This is a genomic window from Planococcus sp. 107-1 (assembly GCF_021513255.1).
Taxonomy (GTDB): Bacteria; Bacillota; Bacilli; order Bacillales_A; family Planococcaceae; genus Planococcus.
The window spans coordinates 2,926,574-2,946,957 of record NZ_CP090977.1; the positions used below are offsets into that span (position 1 = coordinate 2,926,574).

Here is a 20,384-nt window from a genome sequence, read left to right on the forward strand (position 1 = left end):
AATCCCTCCTACATTATTTATGCTGCAAAGTTTCTTGCTTCACGCGGAAAAGTATTTCTTCTCCCGCTTTTATCCCTTGTTTTTCGGTAATTTCAATATGCGCTGAAACAGGCACCCGGCTTTTTACTGCTTCGCCGTGGGCAGCCAATAGTCCAAGGTCTGCACTTTCAAGCAAATCGAGATCCAGAAGTGAATCTCCAGCTGCCACAACATAGTCAGCGCCGAGACGCTCTTTTACATATTGCATAGCTCCTGCTTTTGTAATGCTTTCAGGCATGAAATAAAGTTTTCTTCCCTGGAGCGACATCGACCAGCCGATTTCACGGAAAGTCTTTGTATAAAAACCCAATTTATCGTCCGGAAATTTTTCACGGTCAATAATCAAGTAGACGAACCATCCGTCTGCTTCTCTCACGCGCAGAACCCAGTCTTCCGAGAAATGCTGATCAATTTTTGGCAAAAGCTCTTCGACAATGGTTTTCTTGCTGACGCATTGTTTTCGGATGTGATCTGACCATTCTTTGATCGGTTCGCCGTCTTCCAAAATGACGGCACCGTTAGAAATGACAGCGAATTTCGGCGCCTCATTTCCTTTATAGATGCCGGTAACGCGTTCATACTGACTCTGCGTCCGAGTCGTGACAGGCAAGAAGAAAAGTTCTTCCGTTAACTCATGAAGCGTTTGTTGGCTCGTTTCCGTCATGAAGGACTGCGGGTTGCCTTCAAAGCGTTCAACTTCCCGCAAATCGGATTCCGCCACCTGTTCTCCCATGGACCTCTTCGAATAGATTAATGTCTGGTCTAAGTCACTGGCAAATAGGATCGTCATATTTCTTTTCCTGACTTGATCAATCCAATTGAACGATAGAATAATTCAGGGACAACTTCAACAGGCACATTTTTCTCTTTAGCTAAAATCAGCAAGTGTTGGACGTCTGGATGTTCTAAGTCATTCACTAACACTTTCCAAGGGCTTCTGCGCAATAGTACACGTGTCGTTTCGCCGACACCTGGCTTGATCAAGTGGTAATCCGTTTCACTATACATTTTCGCGCCAATTTCTTCCACTTCCTTCATTCCTTGCCACGTTCTTTCGGCAGTCACCGGAGTGGATAAAACTTCTTTTTCAACCGCCTCGGAAGTTAGATGGAAACAAGCAGTTACTTCATCTACAAAATTATTGGATAAGTCTTCTGCCACTAATTCCTCGTAAAATTTAGCGCCGTGAAAATCATCTTCCCCAATATAGCGTTCGTTTAAAATGGTGCGGCTGACAAGACCGGAAACCGTTGAATTCAAGCAAGCACTTGGAATCAGAAAATCTTCCCGCGTTCCAAATAGCACGGCACAGGCGCCCGGATCGGCTAAAACTGCCATATCATCATGTAAATTCCAATCTTCCCGGCTATTCAACAAATCAACGGATTTCGTCAACTCTTTTTGAATGGCCCCTTTGCCAGTCCATCCGTCTATAAATTGAATGCGGCTTTCAGGATGCGCCTTACGGATGGTTTCGATCGCTTTTTCATCAATGCCTTTATCCCGAAGAATCGAAACGCTGTAATGCGGCCAGTTCAATCCGAGTATTTGTTCCGCATACCGGCGAATCAAAATGCCGATCGGACTTCCGGCCCGCGCCAGCGATACGAGCACGACATCCTCAGTTTGTGCATTTAGCAAGATGCGCCGAGATACTACTCCCACCAGATGGCTAAGGCGCTCTTTAGTTGTCTCAACAGTTGCATGGTAGAGTTCTGTATATTCCTGAGATGGCTGATATTCCATAGGCAGACGCTCCGCGTAATGCGCTCCAGTGCGGACGGCATTTTCACGTTCTTCTAAGGTGCTTTCCTCGAAATCAGCTGTGACATCTTTCAATAAAAATGTGATATCTTCTTTCGGATAACTGGTTCTCACTAATCCCGTAGCAATCATTGAGTGGAATTCCTCCTTTTGGCTGCCGTCAATGAAATCCATTCGACTGGCGCTTTCTTCTCCAAATAACTGATTAACGGACTCCATGCCGCTGGATCTGAAACAGATTCGGCCAGCAGGTAAATCCGGTCAACATCCAATCCGTTCAAATTATAGATAAACTGGTTTACTCCGTCTGCATCCGGCAGTTGGAAACTCGCTTTCTCGCGAATCGGATAGCCCTCTTTAGTCGAAGCGAAAATCGGGCTTCTTGTGGTCGTTTGGACAATCGAATCGTCGCTAAGCGCAAGCCCGAACCGGAGCGCCAAGTACATATTTTCGCCTATGCCCACCACTAAAGGTTTTTTGGCTTTTTGCTCAAGTTTCTCGACTGTATTCGATGCCCAGCTGTCGATTGCCTTTTGCTCTTCGCTCGACAGTCCGAATCTTCCAGTCAATCCTATGTATCGCTGCCCTGTAGAAGATTCATAAGGAAGCATGTCTGCTTCAGCAATCTCCTGTGGCTGATTGGGCACACCGCCTGCTAATTGTTCGATTGCCGGTTCCTCAGGAGAAGAACCGTGATTCAATTCGAACTGCCCGGCCATCAAGGACAACACTGCTAGTTCAATTTTTCGTTCCTTAGCCAATTGGCCGAACTTCTTCTGCTGTTCCTCATTGCGCCAATCCAAAATAGAAAGGGAGGTATACTTTTTGCCTGGAAACTGCTCGTCCAAAGCCGTGATTAAATTAATCAGTGTGTTGCCGGTTGAAATTTCATCATCGATTAGAACGATCGCTTCTGCGTCTTCCAACAGCCCTTTGGGCGCATACACTTTATGCGATGTAGCATGTGAATGCTCTTCCTCAAAAACAAATGATGGCGTCAAACCGCTAATATTTTCCCTGGTCGTATGGATATAAAAAGCATTCTCAAAATGCTGAAAGACGGAATGCCCGAGTCCAGTAGCCGTTTCTGCCATTCCAATAAATACGGTTTTCTCCGGCAACGCTGCCATATGCCGAAGCGAGTCTTTAGTAGCCGCCGGATTCGGCGCCCCGCTTTTCAAAATCCGCACAAGCTCTGAAGATTGAGGAACTTTGGGAAGCCCTTCTTTTTCCATCAATAAAGAAGCCAACAAGCTGCCGGTCCCCAGTGCAACAGACGGAGACACAGCAAGGTGCTTGGCTATCAGTTTGCTGATAAAAAGGAACTGGCGTTTCTTATTGACCCGAAGGCCCATTGAAAAAAGTGCTTCTGCCGACAAGCCCTGATAGGCCTCGCGGACTGTCACAGCCAGATCCAGATGCTGCCACAATTTATAATTGAGTTGATAATTGGTTTGATCGAATGTGGTTGAGGACATCGATTGGTTTAAAGTTTTCATTCAGCACCCCATAGACTTCCGCCTGGGCGGCAATTTTCCTTGCCCAGCTTAAATGCGGTTTTACTTCATTCATTTTATTGCGTGTCGGACTTTGCAGGATCCCATTGAATTTGCCGCTTTCTGCAAGAATCAGGGATGCGTCGTCGTAAGTTTCCTTTGTAACAATATATCCTGCATTTACAGTCATGATTTGGGACGGATGGATGCAAGTCTTTCCTTTAAAGCCGTTTAAAACGTCCAGTTGCACTTCTTCCCATAAAACTTTTTCAGCTTCTGAGGCTACAAATGGAAATTGGACGGTCGAAAAGTGCTCGTATACAGGACCAGAAACGGTAAACCCGTCTTCTGCCCGCCCAAACTGATTGAGGATATCCACTAGACAATCTCGGACCACATGAACATCGTATATAGTGCGTTCGACTGGACGCCGCAGGCCATAAAGGCTGGAAAAATCTGTAGCTCCGACGCGCACTGTCAGAATGCGATCCGCTTCCTCTTTCAAAATCCCATAAATTTCCTTTAAAGTTTGCTGTCTCGTTTCCTTATAAAGGACTTCTTTTGTCTCAAGGAGCGGCAAAGCGTATAAATTGCGCCCTGCTGCTTCACTTGCCCGATCGAGCGCCTGGAAAAAAGCGCGAAGGTTTTCAGTGTCGCATTTCGGAAAAACGATTCCAGTCAAAACACCGAGTGTTTTCCCTGCAGCAGCAATCAGTGCATCCAGCTGAGCTGCACTGCGGATCCGCAAAAAAAGTGCCGGACTCCCAGCAAGCTGGTATGGATTTGCTGCATGGAGACGTTTCAACTGGTCTGCCACATTCTTTTCAGCTTCAGGCAATTCCGAATCGGCTACAGCATCTTCTAAACAAATGATTAAAGTGGCTAATCCTGAGAATGCTCCCCGGCTGTAGTTCCCAGCCAGTATTTTCGTAGCGATATCTCGTCTGGAACCTGGCGTATAAAGAGCTGCACCCAATGCAAGCCCCAATGTTTCCCTTGCCGTATCACGGGAGAACTCTGTCGGGGAATATTTAAAAAACGCTTTTAAATCCGAATTAGTCAATACGTCGAAATGTTTCATCTTCCGTCCTCCCGGCACAATTAAACAAATAAATTTTAATCGAGTCTAAAAAAGCAAGGAGACGACTGGCCCCTTGCTTTCTACTTGTGCAAAATCAGCTATCTAAACCAAAGTCTTTAACAAGTGATGCTAGTCCACCTTGATAACCGCTGCCAATCGCATTAAATTTCCATTCTGCTCCGTGGCGGTAAAGCTCCCCTACGACGATTGCCGTCTCGATAGAGAAATCTTCGCCTAAGTCATAACGGATCAGCTCTTCGTTAGATCCAGCATTCACAATGCGTACGTATGAATTGCTGACTTGGCCGAAGTTTTGGCCGCGTGCTTCTGCGTCATGGATAGTGATAGCGAATGAGACTTTTTCAATAGAAGAAGGAATAGCAGAAAGATCGATGTTCACCGCTTCATCGTCCCCTTCGCCTTCTCCGGTTTTGTTGTCTCCAGTATGCTCTACAGCACCGCCAGCGCCGATTGTATTGTTGTAGAAAATAAAATCAGCCTCTGAAGCTGCTTTGCCGCTTGCATCTAATAAGAATACGGATGAATCCAAATCGAAATCCTGTCCGCCGTCGTATTTATTTGTATCCCATCCAAGGCCAACTACCACTTTAGATAGTCCTGGATTTGATTTTGTTAAGTCTACTTTTTGTCCTTTTGATAAGTTAATAGCCATTTACTCGTCCACTCCTTAAGCGTATTTGTTTGCAATTGAACTAATGTCTGCGTCTGTTGTGCCTTCACCGACTGCTGAGAATTTCCACTCGCTGCCTTGGCGGTACAACTCGCCAGGAATCAATGACATTTTACCTGCGTAGTTTTCTGTTAAATTGTAATGCACCAATTCTTCTTTTGACTGATTATCCACTAAACGGATGAAAGCATTTTGGATCATGCCGAAATCTTGCTTTTTCTGTTTTGCGTTGTAGATATTTACAACGAAAACCAGACGGTGAATAGAAGGGGAGATTTTTTTAAGGTCGATGTTGATCGTCTCATCGTCCCCTTCACCTTCTCCAGTCAAGTTATCGCCCGAATGGACAACGCTGCCGTCCTTGCTTTTTTTGTTGCCGAAGTAAATCAGGTTTTCTTTGCCTTTCAGTTTGCCATTTTCGTCCAGCATGATGACAGATGCGTCACAGTCAACGTCTGCTCCGCCGCCACCGCCGCCAAGCAATCCACTTAGGAAACCGCCGCTTTTTTTCGTTTCAACAGGGTCCCAGCCGAGGCCGACCATGATGCTCGAAAGACCTGCACGCCCTTTTGTCAAATCGATTTTCTGACCTTTTACAAGATTAATAGCCATTCTTAGCACTCTCCATTCATCTTTATGTACTTACAGTTAATAGTATTTGTAAATCTGGAAAATTTCAATTATTAAGGGTCATTGCACAGCTACGATGAATTCTTTCCGCCTTATAATTGACAACACTTGCTGATAGCCGCGCAAAACTTTAAAAATAGCTGATAGAATATACTACGTTTGTAAATGGAATAAGTTTCATTTCTAAAATTATTCTGTAAAGCTTTTGTGGAAAGAAAAATGCAAGCATATTTTTAAAGCGGGGAAGGGTAAACAGAATCATAGAGAAATACGATACATACTGAAAGGGGAATGCGATATGAAACTGGTCTCCATCGTAGTTCCGGCATTTAATGAAGAAGCCAATATTGCACGGATGTTCAACCGGCTGGCCGAGGAACTCGAACCGCTTCCTTACCATTATGAAATTATGTTCATCAATGACGGCAGCCGAGACGGTACCCTTCAAGAGATTTTAAAATTGGCTGAGAAACATCCGAATGTCAAATACATTTCGCTGACAAGAAATTTCGGAAAGGAATCCGCGATCCTTGCCGGCTTGAGCCGCATCAAAGGAGACGCGGCTATTTTGATGGACAGCGACCTGCAGCATCCACCTCAAATGATCGGGGAAATGATCGCCGGTTTTGAAGAAGGATTTCATCAAGTTGTAGCCAAACGTTCCCGCAGCGGTGAATCGAAAATGCGAAGCTTGCTTTCTTCCGCCTATTACAAAATCGTCAATTCCATCACCGACGTTGATTTTGTCGACGGTGAAGGAGATTTCCGGTTATTGAGCCGAAAAGCAATCAATTCCATCTTGGCCCTTAGCGAAAGCAATCGATTCTCGAAAGGAATCTACTCTTGGATCGGCTTAAGCAAAAAAATCATTTGCTATGACAATGTGCTGAGAAGCGAAGGATCGTCAAAATGGTCCTTCGGCAGTTTGGTCAATTACGGCATCGACGGGATTATTTCATTTAACTTAAAGCCGCTCCGCGCCTGTTTTTACACCGGATTTCTCGTCCTATTCCTTTCCATCCTCTATATTATCTGGACTTTTTACCAAATCATGCAGCAGGGCAATAGCGCACCCGGTTATTTCACAACGATCACCGCTATTCTATTTTTAGGCGGCATTCAATTGATTAGCCTTGGAGTAATCGGTGAATACATTGGCCGCATCTACAATGAAACAAAACAGCGGCCGAATTTCTTGATCGACGTCAGCAATGTGGATGAATATGATGAACTTCAATAAACTGAATACGGAATTCACTCGTTTCGTCGTTGTCGGTGTCATCAACACACTCACGTATTACAGTATTTATCTTGTTTTGCATAATCTGTTTTCCTTGCCGTATATGGCAGCTCATCTGATCGGTTTTTTCATCAGCTTGAACATCTCATTTTTCTTGAATTGTTATGTAACGTATAAAATTAAACCTACGTTGAAAAAGTATTTATATTTTCCACTTACTCAAGTAGTGAATATTTCCGTATCCACTTTTTTAGTATTTGTTTTTGTGGAATGGCTGCAACTGAACAGCAACATCGCTCCGTTTGCTGCAGTCATATTTACTGTGCCCATCACGTTTGTCATTTCCAGCAAAATTTTAAAAGGCACAGCAACACCAAAATTCGCAAAAAGACGGTGAATCTATGCGCAGTCGTTTCTTCAATCTGTATTTATTGTCCGGCAGCTTCTTTTTAGCGTTCGTTGCTCATGCGGTCTTTTTTTTCAATGGACACGCAGCCACTTTATGGTCGGCATCGATGACGGCAGTTCGCAGATGCTTCCTTTCAAAAAGTTATTGTATGACCAGTACACTTCCGGGGAATTTTTCTATTCTTTCGATTTCGGACTAGGAGCCGGAACGTTCAGCGAGCTTTCCTATTACTTCTCGACATCCATTGTCTTTTTGATAAGCGTCTTTATTGTTTTTCTGCTTGAAACGATCGGCCTTATCCAGTCCGCTGATATTCTGTTTTGGGCAAATGCCGCTGTCTTTATCAGCATCGTCCGCCTCACTTTTATTTTGTTCATTGTGACGAGGCTGTTTATGTATATGAAAATCCCATGGATTTCGGCTTTGCTTGGCGCCTCTATCTACGGCATATCGGGCATGTATTTCCGCCATACGGTATACTGGGAGTTTTTTGCAGACGCCTTTCTCTGGCTGCCTTTATTAATATTGGGAATCGAGAAGGTTTTCCGTGAACAGAAACCTGGCTGGTTTTTGCTGGCTGTTTCAATTTCCATGATCGATAATTTTTATTTTTCGTATATTAACTTTTTTGTTAGCTGCGATTTATATCGCAGTTCGGTTATTCATCCCGCTTTCAGCTGGAGAGTCAAAACGCTTACACGCTTTATGGACGTTCCTTTGGGCTGGTTTGCTTGGTTTTGGCATCAGTGCTGTTTCTTTCATACCAGCGGTTTATGCATTTTTAAATAACCATCGCCCTGCTTTTGAACAGGAAATCGCTCGGTTGGACTTTACCGATAATATTCTATTTACAAGCCGCTATATTGTGCTGCCGGCAATTTTTGTTTTGATGTTATTTATGTGGCGCCTTTACCGAAACCGGACATTCCGTTTGTTTGCGATTCTTGCGGCAATCGGTATCCTTCTTCATTTCAGTCCATTAGCGGCCAGTATATTCAATGGCTTTTCAGCCCCTCAATTCCGGTGGGAATATTTTCTTTCCCTGATGGTTGGTGGTGCAATTGCTGTGGGGCTTCGTGAATTGCCTAATATTACAGGAAGGCAATTTTTAGCCGCTTCTCTTATCACGTTATTCCTATTCGTCTATACGGGTATTGCAGACGAACTTTTCGAATGGCAATCATTATCCACAACCCTTGTATTCATAAGCCTTTTGATAAGCTTACTTTTCAGCTACTCCCTCATCAAATGGAAATCTGTCCGGATTCGAAATGCCTTTATCGCCTTTCTCCTGGTTTTTCTCCTCGGCTTTGCAAACCTCTATCAAGTCGAGAAGTTGCTTGAAACCGGACGAATTGGGCAAGTGAATGAAGAATTATTGACCGGATCCGAATATGACGATGCTGAAATCAGGGAGCTTCTGGCTCAAATTGACAATCAGGAACCAAGCGGATATTATCGCATCGAATGGATGGAAGGTGTGAGGAATAATACGCCTATTGTCCAGGACTTCCGCGGATTGAGTGCTTATTCCAGCATCCTCAATAAAAATCTGCTGTACTTTTATCTATATGATTTGGAAATCGACATGGGCCGCGAAAGTGTCAGCCGCTATGCAACACTCGGCAAACGCACCAACCTTTACAGCCTGCTTCAAGGAAAATACATCATTTTGCCAAAAGACGACAGCAACATCCCTTATGGATTTACTGAAGCTTTTTCTTCTGACCATTACACGGTTTATGAAAACCCATTTGTCCTTCCTTTCGCCCGCACAGCTTCTGCCGTTTATCAAGAGCAGCAACTGGCAGACGCTCCAATATTAATGCGTGAACATGCCATGCTGGCTGGCGTCGTACTTGATGGCACTGGCGGGCAAGATGAATTACCGGAAATCCAGAACAAGGCGGATAGATTCGAAATAGTCGAAGCTGATGCTCTTTATGAAGATGGCGTTCTGGAAATTACAGCGGATGAAGGCGGATTGGATTTCATCCGGAAGAATTCTGCCTTTACGGATGGCGACTTGTACATCTCGTTCCATCTGGAAAATTTTGCAGCTTCGTCCGGATTCCCATTAAAAATCAACGATTATTACACTACGCGGAAAGCAAATGACTCCATTTACCGGACCTATGTGGATGATTTGACCATCCGTACTGAAGCGGCGGAAAAAATATCTTTACGTCTTCCGAAAGGAAGCTATGCATTAAGTGATATTGAGATTTACGAAGAGCCATACGATCTATTAAAAAAGCAAACAGAAAAAGAATCAGGTCTAAGCCAACTCGACATTGATGGCAGTTCAGTTGAAATGGTATACGAAAATCAAGAAGAAGCACCCTATTTAACGACTGCCATTCCTTTTGAAAGAGGTTGGCGTGCTGAAGTCAATGGAAAAGAAGTCAATGTATTAAAAGCCAATTACGCTTTTGCGGCAGTGCCTCTTGAAAAAGGAAGAAACGAGATTTCGTTTAGCTATCGCCCTCCATTCTTTAAGGCTTCACTGATTGTATCCGTGCTGTCTTTAGCCGCCAGCCTGTTTCTTTTATTCGGCCGCAAAAGGCGCCCCTAATTATCTAGCAGCTTTTTAAATTTACTCCTACAAAAGAAGTGCTTTAGGAGAAAAGAGTTTATTTTCATATGAAAATGTGTAATGAGAGAATAAACCAATTTCAAATAAGGGGTGATCAGATGAAGCGTTGGTTCATGCTTGTGCTGGCAATCGCATTTCTTCTTATTCTCGCAGCCTGCGGAAACGATAATTCAGAAACGGAACCGGCCACTGAAACAGATGGTGCCACGGAAGTCGAAGACGAGAACGTAAATGAAGGCGAAGAAAATCCGCCGAACGGTGAGGAAGCCGAAGACAATTCAGATGAGGGGTCCAGCGAAGATTTAATGTTCGTGACGGTCGATTTGATGAATTCGGACGGCGATGCGATCGGAACGGCAGAAATTAATGATGAAGAAAACGGCGTTACCGTGGGACTTGATTTGACAGACCTTGAAACGGGTACACATAAAGTGCAATTTCTGGATGCCGGAAAATGCGAAGTCCCTGACTTCCAAACAGCCGGTGAAGTGTATGGAGAAGAATTGCCATCAGTTGATGTTGGCGATGATGGGACGGTACAAGAAGAACTGACAGCTGAAGGATTCACCTTAAAAACAGAGGAAGAAAATTCCTTACTGCAAGAAGGCGGTACTTCATTGGTCCTTGAATCCGAAGAATCCAGCGAGCGCGTCGCATGCGGCGTTGTCACAGGAGAAAACTAAAGGAGCGGCTTGCCGCTCTTTTTTTGTTGGACTGATTTGCCCCTGCTTGTCTGCCTATCAGCGTTTATCCGCATCTAATTGGGGAATAAATAAATTAGACATTATTTCAAGGAGGACTTTTACATGGCAGAAGATAAATTCGAAAAAATCGATGAACAAGTAGACCCTCAAGAACAAGAGAGACAGCCTGGATTTGAAAATGACATGTCTCCGGAACCTATTTATGACGATAAAGATTATAAAGGGGCAGGCAAACTGGAAGGGAAAGTGGCATTAATTACCGGAGGCGACAGCGGAATTGGCCGGGCGGTCGCAATCGCATTCGCTAAAGAAGGCGCTAATGTCGCCATTGCTTATCTGGATGAACACGAAGATGCAGAAAAAACGGTGAAAGAAATTGAATCTTACGGCGTGAAAGCCTTTAAATCAGCGACAGATGTATCCGACGTCGAAAACTGCAACCAACTGGTCGTGGATGTCATTTCAGAATTTGGCCAACTGAATGTTTTAGTTAATAATGCTGGCAAGCAATTCCCGCAAGATGATTTCTTGAACATCTCACCTGATCAATTGATGGAGACGTTCACAACGAATATTTTCAGTATGTTCTACTTGAGCCAAGCAGCTATTCCGCATATGCAAAAAGGAGATTCGATTATTAACACATCATCGGTCACTGCTTATCGCGGTTCCTCTGAACTGATCGATTATTCGGCGACCAAAGGTGCCATTACGACTTTCACCCGTTCATTGTCGCAAAGCTTAAGCGATAAAGGAATCCGGGTAAATTCTGTAGCTCCCGGACCTATTTGGACACCGTTGATTCCGGCTTCTTTCGACGCTGAAAAAGTAGGCGTGCATGGCGGCGATACACCAATGGAACGGAGAGGCCAGCCATCTGAGGTAGCTCCAGCTTACGTTTATTTCGCTTCAAAAGATTCAACTTACGTTACGGGGCAAGCCATTCATGTCAACGGAGGCGACTTCATTTCTTCTTAAACTTTCGCGAAAACCCAGTCTTCTTGGAAGACTGGGTTTTCTTTGGAAAAAACTTGTTATTTATAGGATTGTTTGATTTCATTTCGGCTATAACGAAGTAAGAACGCTGCAGGGAGGTGACAGAATTGAGATATATTGAAGCAATCCTTATGAAATTCGCGATGGTCTTCGCCGTATTATTTGTGATACTCGGCCTTGTCGGAATCGAATTGATCGATATTTTCTTAATCAGCCTCGTGATAACCATCGTTGACTTTATCGGGGATTTGGTGATTTACCCAAGAACTTCGAACAAAATTGCAACAGGCGGCGATTTGGTTCTTGTATTCTTGCTCGTCTGGCTGCTCGGGATGGTCTGGATCGAGAATCCGGACTCTTCACTCGTCATGCCGGCTATCTATTCTGCAATCATAATTGCTATCGCCGAATGGTTCTTCCATATCTACCTAACGAAGCGTGTATGGGAACGCAAAGAAACTTCTCACACCACCACCCATGATGAACCGAGACAATCTTAATATGAAATAAAAGCTGCCGAAGAAGATACTTCGGCAGCTTTTATTTTTCAATTACTGGCGGATAAAATAACACTTTTACGGGTTTTGCATAATGGGAAATCGCTTTTTCTTGGTGCAGGTCTTTCGCCAGAAAGTTGGCCATCGTATTGACTCCAATTTCCCCTTCTACATAATGCAAATTCCAAGGTATATGGCTAATATCCACGCGCAATAGGTTTTTCTGCGGCTTTGTCCATAAACAATAGCGTTCGGTCAGCCAGTGTTCAAATGGATTCGATTGAATGGGCTTTGAAACTACACGGAATTTTAAATGTAGCGATTCTGGAAAAGAACCTTTATGTGTTCTGTTGCTGGTGAATTCCCACTGCCCTTTATGTTGATCATATTCCATATCCGCATGGCGGTAAGGTAGAAACCCGCCTGTTCCTGCAGCTTTGACAGCTAAAAAACTGTCTGCATCTAAAGAGAAGAAATAGACGCCTGTCCGCCCTTTATATTTCACATAAGTCCTGACATTCAATTCGTTATAGGATTCCACGGTCGGAATCGGCGGCGTAAACCTGACCCGAGTCTTTTCCGCTTTGAACAAAACCAAGCCGATCCAGGCTGTCCCATTAAATTCATCGATTTCCAGCTCTTCTGGTATTTTATCCCGCAAAGATTCTGCTGAAACCGGCCAGTGAAGAAAAACTGCATGATGCCATTCCTGTTTCATTGCCCATGGTGCGTTAGCCATCCACTCATCTCCTATAATAAAGCGTGTGATTATACTATTGCTCCTGCATCGCTGCGCTAGCTTCGTCGCAAAAAAGGGGTTGTCCCAAATTACTTTTGGGACAACCCCTTTTTGCCATTATTTCATATCTTCAGCTGGAAGTGTATCATGTGCTTCTGGAGGAGCTGGCTTTAATACTGGGCGGCCACTCAAAGGCGCGGTTTTTCCACCGTAATCGGATGGCCATCCGGTGCCGGTTGGCTGACCCATGGCAATTGAGAAGCTGTGCTTGTTTCTGGATTTGTATAAAGAATATGCGAGAACTCTGTCGCTTCCCATTCTGGCGGTATAGTTGAAGGAACGATAGGACCTTCTTTCGCTTCTAAATCCTTGATCGCTGCTAACCATTGGTTTTGGTGCATGGTGTCGCGTGCGATAAGGAATGAGAATAGATCTTTTACACCACGATCATCAGTCATGCTGTAAAGTCTTGCAACTTGCAGGCGTCCTTGCGACTCCGCATTAACATTGGCACGGAAATCCGCCAACAAGTTACCGCTTGCTACAATATAGCCGGCATTCCATGGAACACCGTTGCTGTCTTTAGGAGATGCCCCTAAACCGTGAACGATGGCATGCTGCGGATTCATACCGCCCATAATCGCTCCAATAATTGGATCTTGTGCCGCTTTTTCCTGTTCATAAACTGGTGCACCTTCAAGTAAACGGGCTACCATCGTAGCAAGTAATTCAATATGCCCTAATTCCTGTGTACCGGTATCCATTAATAAGTCACGATATTTCTCGTTGCCTCTCGTGCTCCATCCTTGGAATAAGTATTGCATCGCTACGGACATTTCACCGAATTGCCCACCGATCAGTTCTTGGACCTTTTTAGCAAATACCGGATCTGGAGAGTCCGGTTTTGAATGGTATTGAAGTTCGCCTGTGTGAAAGAACATGTATAAAAACCTCCTGTATATTTTGGTTTAATTGGAGTTGATTTAGTTGGAGTCTATGCGGCTTTCACCGTTTATCTGAGGAAACATCAGCTGGGTGTCCGCCATCATAATCCGAATCGTTGCCTCCGGCATTAAATGAATTATCGCTTATTTTGCCACTGCTGTTCTTTTCTGTAGAATTTCTTTCGGGTTGCCCTCTCTCGGTAATGGAGGATTTTTCTTCGTCGCTAGAGGTATATCTGTTGTTCCCGGATTCTCTTTTTTCATGTTCCATGTCTTTTAATTTCTTTTCATGGTCTCTTTGATCCTTCTCCATCCTTTTTCCTCCTTTCTTGAATTTAAATGCACGTTATGTGAATACCCCTCACTTCCTTATTAAAACCATTTAATGTATTTTGTTAACCTTTTAATCTAAAAGTCATAAACCCGCTTGAGATTTACATAAAAAAGCCGTTGGAATTGTTAAAATCTCCAAACGGCTTTTGTGCGGCTATAATTTAATTCACTTTTAATTCGACCTCAACATTTCCTCTTGTCGCTTTTGAATACGGACATACTTGGTGAGCGGCTTCCACGAGTTCTTCCGCTTTTTCTTGATCTACCCCTTGAACCGATACATTCAATGTCACGGCAATTTTATAGCCGCCGTCAGATTCGTCTTTTAAAAAGTGGACATCCGCTTTAACCGATGTGCTCGATACGTCCGCTTTTTGCTTACGGATCACTAAATTCAAAGCGCCATCAAAGCAAGCCGAGTATCCGGCTGCAAAAAGCTGCTCAGGGTTTGTCCCTTCTCCGCCTGGCCCTCCTAATTCTTTGGGTGAAACAAGCTGCATATCGATGATGTTGTCTTCAGATACCACTCTTCCTGATCTTCCTCCGGTTGCAATTACAGATGTAGTGAATAATGCTGACATTTTCTCATCCTCTTTCCTGTTTATATTTTTCCAAATAATTAGATAACACATCAAACGTACTGGTTTTTTTGCCGGGAGTCAATGATTTTGATCTTCTGATGCATTGTCAAGAAATCTAGGAAGCCTAAGACTCTGCTGAACGTTTCAGCTTTCTGCGAAAGGGTAAATGAAGAAATAGATTAGATTCTCCGAGGAGGAAAACATAATGGCAAAAGTATTAGCAGTCCTCTCCAATGGACATGTGAACGAAGAACATAACTACGTTACAGGATGGTGGGCAGAAGAATTATTCGCTCCTGTATTGGAACTGGAAAAAGAAGGCCATATTGTCGGTCTGGCTTCACCAAAAGGCGGAAAACCTGTAGTCGACCCGCTTAGCCTCAGCAAAGAGTACGATCCCGACGGCAAATACAAAGAACTATACGAACGCGGAATTGCTGATAAAACGACTCCGATTGTTGACGTTCAAGCGAGCGATTATGATGCGATCTTCATCGTTGGCGGCCACGGTGCCATGTTTGACCTTGCACACGATGAAAATTTGCAAGCCGTCATCAACATCATCTACGATATGGGCGGCATTGTATCCGCTGTGTGCCATGGGCCTGCGCCGCTTGTGTATACAAAGCTAAAAAACGGCAAAGGCATTTTAGAAGGATTGAAAGTGACCGGCTATCCAAACAAAATGGAGCCTAAAGAAGTGGACGGATTGCTTCCGTTTAGCCTCGAAGATGAGATGAGAAAAATTGCGGATTATTCAGATGGCTCGGATGAAAAAGAATATGTGGTTTGGGGAAGCGAACAAATCCTCACAGGGCGCGACCCTCAGTCTTCTCCTTTATTCGGCCGGGAACTTGCCAAGAAGTTGACGAGCCTCGAAGAAAAGGAAGAAGAGAAGTTCTTTGATTAAAAACCTTTGTTTAGGGTATTGGGTTATTAACGAGATAGACTCGAGGAGGTAATATGATGAGCGAAAAAGATCCTAAAGAAGAAAAGTACATGAAAGAAAATGAAGAAACGATGCAACGCCCTCCAGCTCAAAAAGAAGGGCTGCAAGAACCTCGAACGACTGGCTATCGTCCGATACAAATCGGAATCGTGATTTTTGTCATCATTGTGATAGCTATTATTATTTGGGGAATCAGTTCCAATATGTGGGGACTTTTCAGCAATTAATCCCTTATATAGTTGAAGAAAAAAATGTGAATACGCCATGAAAAAGCTGCCGAAATGATTTCGGCAGCTTTTTTCTCTTTATAGGCTTTCAGTCAATTCAACTTCAAATTCCTGTATTTCCCCGTCTCTGTAGGCCTTCACTTTTAACGTATCGCCAATTTCGCTTTCGTTGTACAAATGCTGGCGAAGCTCCATGACTGAATTGACAGCTTCCCCGTCCATTTCAACAATGACATCGTACGCTTCGATTCCCGCTTTCGCCGCACCAGAGCCATCCGCAACAGACTGAACGACGATGCCGCCCTTGACATCAGCCGGCAAATTCAGTTCACTTTCCCGGTACTGCTGTGGAATATCAGCTAAGTCCAGTATGCCGACGCCAATTGAAGGACGTTCCACTTCGCCTTTCGATTCCAAATCTTCGATGATCGGAATGGCTGAATTGATCGGAATGGCTAAGCCAATTCCTTCGACTGCGTCTTGGGCGATTTTCATCGAGTTGATCCCGATCAATTGTCCGTGGCTATTGATCAATGCACCGCCGCTGTTTCCTGGGTTGATCGCAGCATCCGTCTGGATGACTTCAGACTGCCAATCTTCTTTTCCGTCTTGGTTAATATCAATCGGGATCAGCCGCTCAGTTCCGGAAATGACGCCCGTTGTAACCGAACCTGAAAATTGAAGGCCGAGTGGATTACCGATTGCGATAACCGGCTCCCCTGCTTTCAGCACAGAAGAATCGCCGAACTCGGCCACTGTCTTAATGCTGTCTCCTGCCACTTTTAATACGGCTAAATCTGTCCAGGCATCTGTCCCTAATACTTCCGCTTCCAATTCAGTTTCATCTGCCAATGTCACTACAACCTGTTCAGCCCCTTCGACCACGTGGTTGTTTGTCACGATAAATGCAGATTCTCCGTCTTTTTTATAAATAACGCCAGAACCCACACCAGCCTCTTTAGCTTCAGCATCTGCAGCCGGCATAAAAGGGTTTAATTGCGCTTTCTGAAGATTGGAAACCCCGACTACAGCTCCGGAAGTCTGTTCCACTGTTTCCGTCACGTCAGTTGTAACGATTTGGGAAACATTCTGGACATGCTCAGACGCTTCTGTAGTTGATGTACCGTTTACAGCTGATTCGGTCGCTTGCTCATTGTCTGTAAAGCCCGGGAGCACTACCCCGACAAGGAGCGCCCCGGCAATCAACCCGCTAAAACTTGAAGCAAAATAGCCGCTGCGTTTTTTCTTCGGTTCACTTGAATTATAGTATCCCATTAATGATTCCTCCTCAGTTTAATGTATTTTCAATTTCATAGGATTCTTGTTTTTCTGCAATCCATTTTGTATATTCCGCGTTCAGCTTTTGATCGAAAAGCAATTCGTTGATTTGGTCCCTGCTGTCTTCAAGCGTCGCCTCCGCCGCTTCTTTTTTATCCGTCACTTGAATGATATGGTAACCAAATTCCGTTTCTACCGGATCGCTGATTTCATCGACGTTCATGGCAAAAGCAGCTTTCTCAAATTCGGCTGCCATTTCGCCAGTCCCGAAGAACCCAAGCTCTCCGCCGTTTTGGGCTGTTGCCGCATCTGTTGAATATTCTTTAGCCAATTCAGCAAAATCTCCGCCATCCGCTAGTTTAGCCTTTACTTCATCCGCTTCTTCTTTCGTTGCCGTGAGTATATGGCTTGCTTCCACTTGAGCAGGCTGTGCCAAGCTTTCCTTGTTTTCTTTAAAGTAGCTTTCAATTTCTTCTTCCGTCACTTCGATATCCGGACCAAGCAGCTTTTCGATTTTTACATAGGTTTCCATTTCGCTTGCTAAATCTTCCATGGTCATTCCGCTCGACTCCACGGCTGCAGCTAATGCTTCTTCCCCGCCGTACGATTTTTCATAGACAGCCATTTCCTGATTCAATTCTTCCTGGGTTACTTTTATATTCGCTTTTTCTACTTCTTGCTCCAGAATTTCATCGGTGATCATGGCGTTCAATGCATCGGGTCCCGCCGTTTTTACCAATTCTTCATAAAGTGCGTCCTTTTCAATTGCTTTGCCGTTTACTGTGGCAACCGCTTCAGAATCTCCCTTGATGAATCCGGCAATTAAAAAAATTGCTGATGCTGCGATGACGCCGATTGCGATATATACTGCTTGTTTCATATTCAGCCCTCTTTCTTTTCCTGTTAACAACACTTTACCAAGCAATTATGAACAAACTATGACCGAAGTTTTAACAGAGATGTAAAGTTGAAGAGCCCGCGAAGAAAAGGAATGCTTTTCTTCGCGGGCTCTTACAGAAAACTGGTTTATGCTTTTTTATGGGGAAGCTGAATACTGAACTTTGTCCCTTTTCCTTTTTCGCTTTCCACTTGAATATCTCCGTCATGTAAAGTGACAAGCTGCCTTACGATAGAAAGGCCCAAGCCGAATTGCCCGCTGCCTCTTGAAAGATCGGATTTATAAAAGCGCCGCCAAATCAAATCGATTTCTGCAACGTCAATGCCAACTCCGTTGTCTTCCACTTCAATCTCCATAAATTCAGGCGTCCGGATTGACCTTAAAACAATCTGTCCATTTTCGGTGAACTGGATGCTATTCCTGACAATATTCGTCAAAATCTGGATCAACCGGTCCATATCCCCGTAAATGATTTGGCCTGGTTCCGTTTCCACCACAATTCGATCGTTCTTTTCGGCAGCTTGCAGCTCAAGCTGTTCCTGAATAATTTCCAGCAGCTCTTCCGCTTCGATCTCCTCTTTTTCCAATTCAACTTGATTGGAACGGATTTTTTCATAATCCAAGTTTTCATTGACGAGGCGCATAAGGCGTTTTGTCTCATCGCTGACAAGTCGAATTCCTTTTTCCCGCTGGTCTTCCTCAATCATATTATTGCGAAGCCCTTCTATAACCCCTGCTATTGTCGTTAAAGGCGTGCGCATTTCATGCGAAACATCTGCCATAAACTGGCGCCGCCGGTTTTCAAGCCGATCGATTTCCTCGCTGGACTGCCGGAGCTTTTGGGCCATTTGATTGAAGTCTTCCGCTAAATCACCGAATTCATCAAAATTGGATTCAGGCAAGTTTACATCGTAATGCCCTTCACTGATCATCGCTGTCGCTTTTTGCATCCGCTGAAGTCGGCTGACATGCATTTTAGACAACAATAAGCTCAAAAGCAATGCAATCGCTAAAGCGATCAGGATGGTGGTCAAAAGGGATTTATTGAGTTCTGAGATCATTTCGCTTGTGCCGCTGATCGGTGAAGCAAGAAGCACTCCCCCTACTAACTGCCCGCTATCGACATATGGCAATGCGACAAACGTGACGGTGCTTTCAAAGCGCTCAACATCCCGTTTAACCACAAGCGTTTCGCCTTGTTCAATCACATTCCACTCATCCCTTGTCAGTTCAACTGTCGGAAAAGCGCCGGAAACCGGGTAGAGAATCCGGCTTTGCTGATCAAAGACGATGAAGTCGATATTCTGCGACCGGAGAATCGGAACAAAAGATTGAATGCCCGTTCCTGGCCGCGATTGATCAAGCGCCTGGAGAATTTGCTGCCCGTAGCTTTCCAGTTCTTCAGCTTTGTCCTGATAGGCAAAGTCTTCGACATAACGGACAAATAACAGGCTTAAAATCAAAAATGCGATGAGCAGAATACTCAGGTGGCTGGCAATTAGCTGATAAAAGTACTTAATCCGCAAATTCTTCAAATTTATAGCCAACTCCCCAAACCGTATGGAAAAGCCCTTCTCCACCCGCTATTTTTTTACGGAGCCTTTTAATGTGGACATCCACGGTCCGTTCATCTCCGTAATATTGATACCCCCATACTTGTTCAAGCAATTGCTCCCTGCTGAACACTTGCTTTGGATGCTGAAGGAAAAATACCAATAGGTCGAATTCCTTCGGCGTAAGGCTTTGGACTGCTTCGCCATCTTTCAGCACAGCTCTCGTCTCCTGATTCACTTGAAAATGCCGGGTTTTAATCACATTCACATGAACCTGTTCATTTTTCAGTGAACGCCTTGTCACCGCTTTGATGCGCGCCATTAAAGTTAATGGACTGAACGGCTTCGTCACATAGTCATCCGCCCCCATTTCAAACCCGATCACTTGATCCGATTCGCTGTCTTTCGCTGTCAGCATAATGATTGGCACCGCATCGCCCTGTTCCCGAATTTTGCGGCAAAGGGTAATGCCGTCCATTCCCGGAAGCATCCAGTCGAGGATGAGCAAGTCATAATTGTTTTCGGTATACATCCGGTATCCTTCCAACCCGTCTGAAGCAAAACTGCCTTCTATTCCTTCTTTTGAGAAAAACAAATCCAGCATCGAACTGACGCTCGGGTTATCTTCCACCACCAAAATTTTCATATCTTACCTCCGCAGCCTGTTTTTATAAAAGTAAATCACATTCAGAAAAGGCGCAAGTGAAACGGAACCTGCACAAATGAAAAACCGCTTCAA

At 44.4% G+C, this 20,384-nt stretch carries 21 protein-coding genes and 2 pseudogenes; 9 read left to right on the top strand and 14 right to left on the bottom strand.

What is annotated here, in order from left to right; all coding sequences use genetic code 11:
- Positions 1-13: 13 nt before the first annotated feature.
- The 6 genes from L0M13_RS15125 to L0M13_RS15150 form a co-directional block, all read right to left on the bottom strand.
- Entirely contained in the window at positions 14-829 is an 816-nt protein-coding gene (locus L0M13_RS15125) for an HAD family hydrolase (protein WP_235197271.1), read from the bottom strand.
- Positions 826-1,935: a cysteine protease StiP family protein gene (locus L0M13_RS15130; RefSeq protein WP_235197272.1), complete on the bottom strand. Its 1,110-nt coding sequence runs from the start codon at positions 1,933-1,935 to the stop codon at positions 826-828. Before L0M13_RS15130 ends, L0M13_RS15125 begins: the two co-directional genes overlap by 4 nt.
- The gene (locus tag L0M13_RS15135; protein ID WP_235197273.1) at positions 1,932-3,302 is read right to left on the bottom strand and encodes a phosphoribosyltransferase family protein; all 1,371 of its coding nucleotides are present in this window, start codon (positions 3,300-3,302) and stop codon (positions 1,932-1,934) included. The genes L0M13_RS15130 and L0M13_RS15135 overlap by 4 nt, the downstream gene beginning before the upstream one ends.
- Entirely contained in the window at positions 3,235-4,380 is a 1,146-nt protein-coding gene (locus tag L0M13_RS15140; protein ID WP_235197274.1) for an HpcH/HpaI aldolase/citrate lyase family protein, read from the bottom strand. Before L0M13_RS15140 ends, L0M13_RS15135 begins: the two co-directional genes overlap by 68 nt.
- A 94-nt stretch (positions 4,381-4,474) precedes the next feature.
- On the bottom strand, positions 4,475-5,053 hold the full coding sequence (locus L0M13_RS15145) for a TerD family protein (RefSeq protein WP_235197275.1): 579 nt from the start codon (positions 5,051-5,053) through the stop codon (positions 4,475-4,477).
- A gap of 15 nt (positions 5,054-5,068) precedes the next feature.
- A complete protein-coding gene (locus L0M13_RS15150) occupies positions 5,069-5,683 on the bottom strand; it encodes a TerD family protein (RefSeq protein WP_235197276.1) in 615 nt (204 codons plus the stop codon).
- Between the two features lie 316 nt (positions 5,684-5,999).
- Here L0M13_RS15150 and L0M13_RS15155 point away from each other — a divergent pair, with 316 nt between their 5' ends.
- From L0M13_RS15155 to L0M13_RS15180, 7 genes and pseudogenes are all read left to right on the top strand, one after another.
- A complete protein-coding gene (locus tag L0M13_RS15155) occupies positions 6,000-6,941 on the top strand; it encodes a glycosyltransferase family 2 protein (protein ID WP_235197277.1) in 942 nt (313 codons plus the stop codon).
- Positions 6,928-7,338 carry a GtrA family protein gene (locus L0M13_RS15160; RefSeq protein WP_235197278.1) on the top strand — a complete coding sequence of 137 codons (411 nt, stop codon included), beginning with the start codon at positions 6,928-6,930 and terminating at the stop codon, positions 7,336-7,338. Before L0M13_RS15155 ends, L0M13_RS15160 begins: the two co-directional genes overlap by 14 nt.
- A gap of 135 nt (positions 7,339-7,473) precedes the next feature.
- Positions 7,474-7,911, top strand: a pseudogene (locus tag L0M13_RS18380) (YfhO family protein); the annotation flags it as partial.
- A gap of 67 nt (positions 7,912-7,978) precedes the next feature.
- Entirely contained in the window at positions 7,979-9,925 is a 1,947-nt protein-coding gene (locus L0M13_RS15165; protein WP_260107622.1) for a YfhO family protein, read from the top strand.
- 119 nt (positions 9,926-10,044) lie between these two features.
- Positions 10,045-10,629, top strand: coding sequence for a superoxide dismutase family protein (locus tag L0M13_RS15170; RefSeq protein WP_235197279.1), 585 nt, complete (start codon positions 10,045-10,047; stop codon positions 10,627-10,629).
- Between the two features lie 123 nt (positions 10,630-10,752).
- A complete protein-coding gene (locus tag L0M13_RS15175) occupies positions 10,753-11,628 on the top strand; it encodes an SDR family oxidoreductase (RefSeq protein WP_235197280.1) in 876 nt (291 codons plus the stop codon).
- Positions 11,629-11,753: 125 nt separating this feature from the next.
- Positions 11,754-12,146: a DUF2512 family protein gene (locus tag L0M13_RS15180; RefSeq protein ID WP_235197281.1), complete on the top strand. Its 393-nt coding sequence runs from the start codon at positions 11,754-11,756 to the stop codon at positions 12,144-12,146.
- A 40-nt stretch (positions 12,147-12,186) separates the two neighbouring features.
- Here L0M13_RS15180 and L0M13_RS15185 read toward each other — a convergent pair whose 3' ends face one another.
- The 4 genes and pseudogenes from L0M13_RS15185 to L0M13_RS15200 form a co-directional block, all read right to left on the bottom strand.
- Positions 12,187-12,882 (bottom strand): YqjF family protein, encoded by a 696-nt coding sequence (locus tag L0M13_RS15185; protein WP_235197282.1) that lies wholly within the window; start codon positions 12,880-12,882, stop codon positions 12,187-12,189.
- Between the two features lie 117 nt (positions 12,883-12,999).
- A pseudogene (locus L0M13_RS15190) lies at positions 13,000-13,823 on the bottom strand (manganese catalase family protein).
- A gap of 64 nt (positions 13,824-13,887) precedes the next feature.
- Positions 13,888-14,139, bottom strand: a complete 252-nt coding sequence (locus L0M13_RS15195) for a hypothetical protein (protein WP_235197284.1) — start codon at positions 14,137-14,139, stop codon at positions 13,888-13,890.
- Positions 14,140-14,320: 181 nt separating this feature from the next.
- Entirely contained in the window at positions 14,321-14,740 is a 420-nt protein-coding gene (locus L0M13_RS15200) for an organic hydroperoxide resistance protein (RefSeq protein WP_235197285.1), read from the bottom strand.
- 205 nt (positions 14,741-14,945) lie between these two features.
- Here L0M13_RS15200 and L0M13_RS15205 point away from each other — a divergent pair, with 205 nt between their 5' ends.
- Positions 14,946-15,650 carry a type 1 glutamine amidotransferase domain-containing protein gene (locus L0M13_RS15205; RefSeq protein WP_235197286.1) on the top strand — a complete coding sequence of 235 codons (705 nt, stop codon included), beginning with the start codon at positions 14,946-14,948 and terminating at the stop codon, positions 15,648-15,650.
- 56 nt (positions 15,651-15,706) lie between these two features.
- The gene (locus tag L0M13_RS15210; protein ID WP_235197287.1) at positions 15,707-15,916 is read left to right on the top strand and encodes a hypothetical protein; all 210 of its coding nucleotides are present in this window, start codon (positions 15,707-15,709) and stop codon (positions 15,914-15,916) included.
- 78 nt (positions 15,917-15,994) lie between these two features.
- Here the strand turns inward: L0M13_RS15210 and L0M13_RS15215 are convergent, their stop codons facing one another.
- From L0M13_RS15215 to L0M13_RS15230, 4 genes are all read right to left on the bottom strand, one after another.
- The gene (locus L0M13_RS15215; protein WP_235197288.1) at positions 15,995-17,191 is read right to left on the bottom strand and encodes a S1C family serine protease; all 1,197 of its coding nucleotides are present in this window, start codon (positions 17,189-17,191) and stop codon (positions 15,995-15,997) included.
- A gap of 13 nt (positions 17,192-17,204) precedes the next feature.
- The gene (locus tag L0M13_RS15220; RefSeq protein WP_235197289.1) at positions 17,205-18,074 is read right to left on the bottom strand and encodes a peptidylprolyl isomerase; all 870 of its coding nucleotides are present in this window, start codon (positions 18,072-18,074) and stop codon (positions 17,205-17,207) included.
- A 146-nt stretch (positions 18,075-18,220) separates the two neighbouring features.
- Positions 18,221-19,627 carry a sensor histidine kinase gene (locus L0M13_RS15225; protein ID WP_235197290.1) on the bottom strand — a complete coding sequence of 469 codons (1,407 nt, stop codon included), beginning with the start codon at positions 19,625-19,627 and terminating at the stop codon, positions 18,221-18,223.
- Positions 19,608-20,291, bottom strand: a complete 684-nt coding sequence (locus L0M13_RS15230; RefSeq protein ID WP_235197291.1) for a response regulator transcription factor — start codon at positions 20,289-20,291, stop codon at positions 19,608-19,610. The genes L0M13_RS15225 and L0M13_RS15230 overlap by 20 nt, the downstream gene beginning before the upstream one ends.
- Between the last annotated feature and the right edge of the window lie 93 nt (positions 20,292-20,384).

Bases quoted from the DNA above. Each gene is read 5' to 3' on its own strand.
- L0M13_RS15150 (WP_235197276.1), bottom strand. From the start codon at position 5,683: ATGGCTATTAATCTTGTAAAAGGTCAGAAAATCGATTTGACAAAAGGG.
- L0M13_RS15175 (WP_235197280.1), top strand. From the start codon at position 10,753: ATGGCAGAAGATAAATTCGAAAAAATCGATGAACAAGTAGACCCTCAA.
- L0M13_RS15210 (WP_235197287.1), top strand. From the start codon at position 15,707: ATGAGCGAAAAAGATCCTAAAGAAGAAAAGTACATGAAAGAAAATGAA.
- L0M13_RS15155 (WP_235197277.1), top strand. From the start codon at position 6,000: ATGAAACTGGTCTCCATCGTAGTTCCGGCATTTAATGAAGAAGCCAAT.
- L0M13_RS15130 (WP_235197272.1), bottom strand. From the start codon at position 1,935: ATGATTGCTACGGGATTAGTGAGAACCAGTTATCCGAAAGAAGATATC.
- L0M13_RS15220 (WP_235197289.1), bottom strand. From the start codon at position 18,074: ATGAAACAAGCAGTATATATCGCAATCGGCGTCATCGCAGCATCAGCA.
- L0M13_RS15230 (WP_235197291.1), bottom strand. From the start codon at position 20,291: ATGAAAATTTTGGTGGTGGAAGATAACCCGAGCGTCAGTTCGATGCTG.
- L0M13_RS15170 (WP_235197279.1), top strand. From the start codon at position 10,045: ATGAAGCGTTGGTTCATGCTTGTGCTGGCAATCGCATTTCTTCTTATT.
- L0M13_RS15160 (WP_235197278.1), top strand. From the start codon at position 6,928: ATGAACTTCAATAAACTGAATACGGAATTCACTCGTTTCGTCGTTGTC.
- L0M13_RS15215 (WP_235197288.1), bottom strand. From the start codon at position 17,191: ATGGGATACTATAATTCAAGTGAACCGAAGAAAAAACGCAGCGGCTAT.
- L0M13_RS15135 (WP_235197273.1), bottom strand. From the start codon at position 3,302: ATGAAAACTTTAAACCAATCGATGTCCTCAACCACATTCGATCAAACC.
- L0M13_RS15195 (WP_235197284.1), bottom strand. From the start codon at position 14,139: ATGGAGAAGGATCAAAGAGACCATGAAAAGAAATTAAAAGACATGGAA.
- L0M13_RS15185 (WP_235197282.1), bottom strand. From the start codon at position 12,882: ATGGCTAACGCACCATGGGCAATGAAACAGGAATGGCATCATGCAGTT.
- L0M13_RS15140 (WP_235197274.1), bottom strand. From the start codon at position 4,380: ATGAAACATTTCGACGTATTGACTAATTCGGATTTAAAAGCGTTTTTT.
- L0M13_RS15125 (WP_235197271.1), bottom strand. From the start codon at position 829: ATGACGATCCTATTTGCCAGTGACTTAGACCAGACATTAATCTATTCG.
- L0M13_RS15205 (WP_235197286.1), top strand. From the start codon at position 14,946: ATGGCAAAAGTATTAGCAGTCCTCTCCAATGGACATGTGAACGAAGAA.
- L0M13_RS15145 (WP_235197275.1), bottom strand. From the start codon at position 5,053: ATGGCTATTAACTTATCAAAAGGACAAAAAGTAGACTTAACAAAATCA.
- L0M13_RS15200 (WP_235197285.1), bottom strand. From the start codon at position 14,740: ATGTCAGCATTATTCACTACATCTGTAATTGCAACCGGAGGAAGATCA.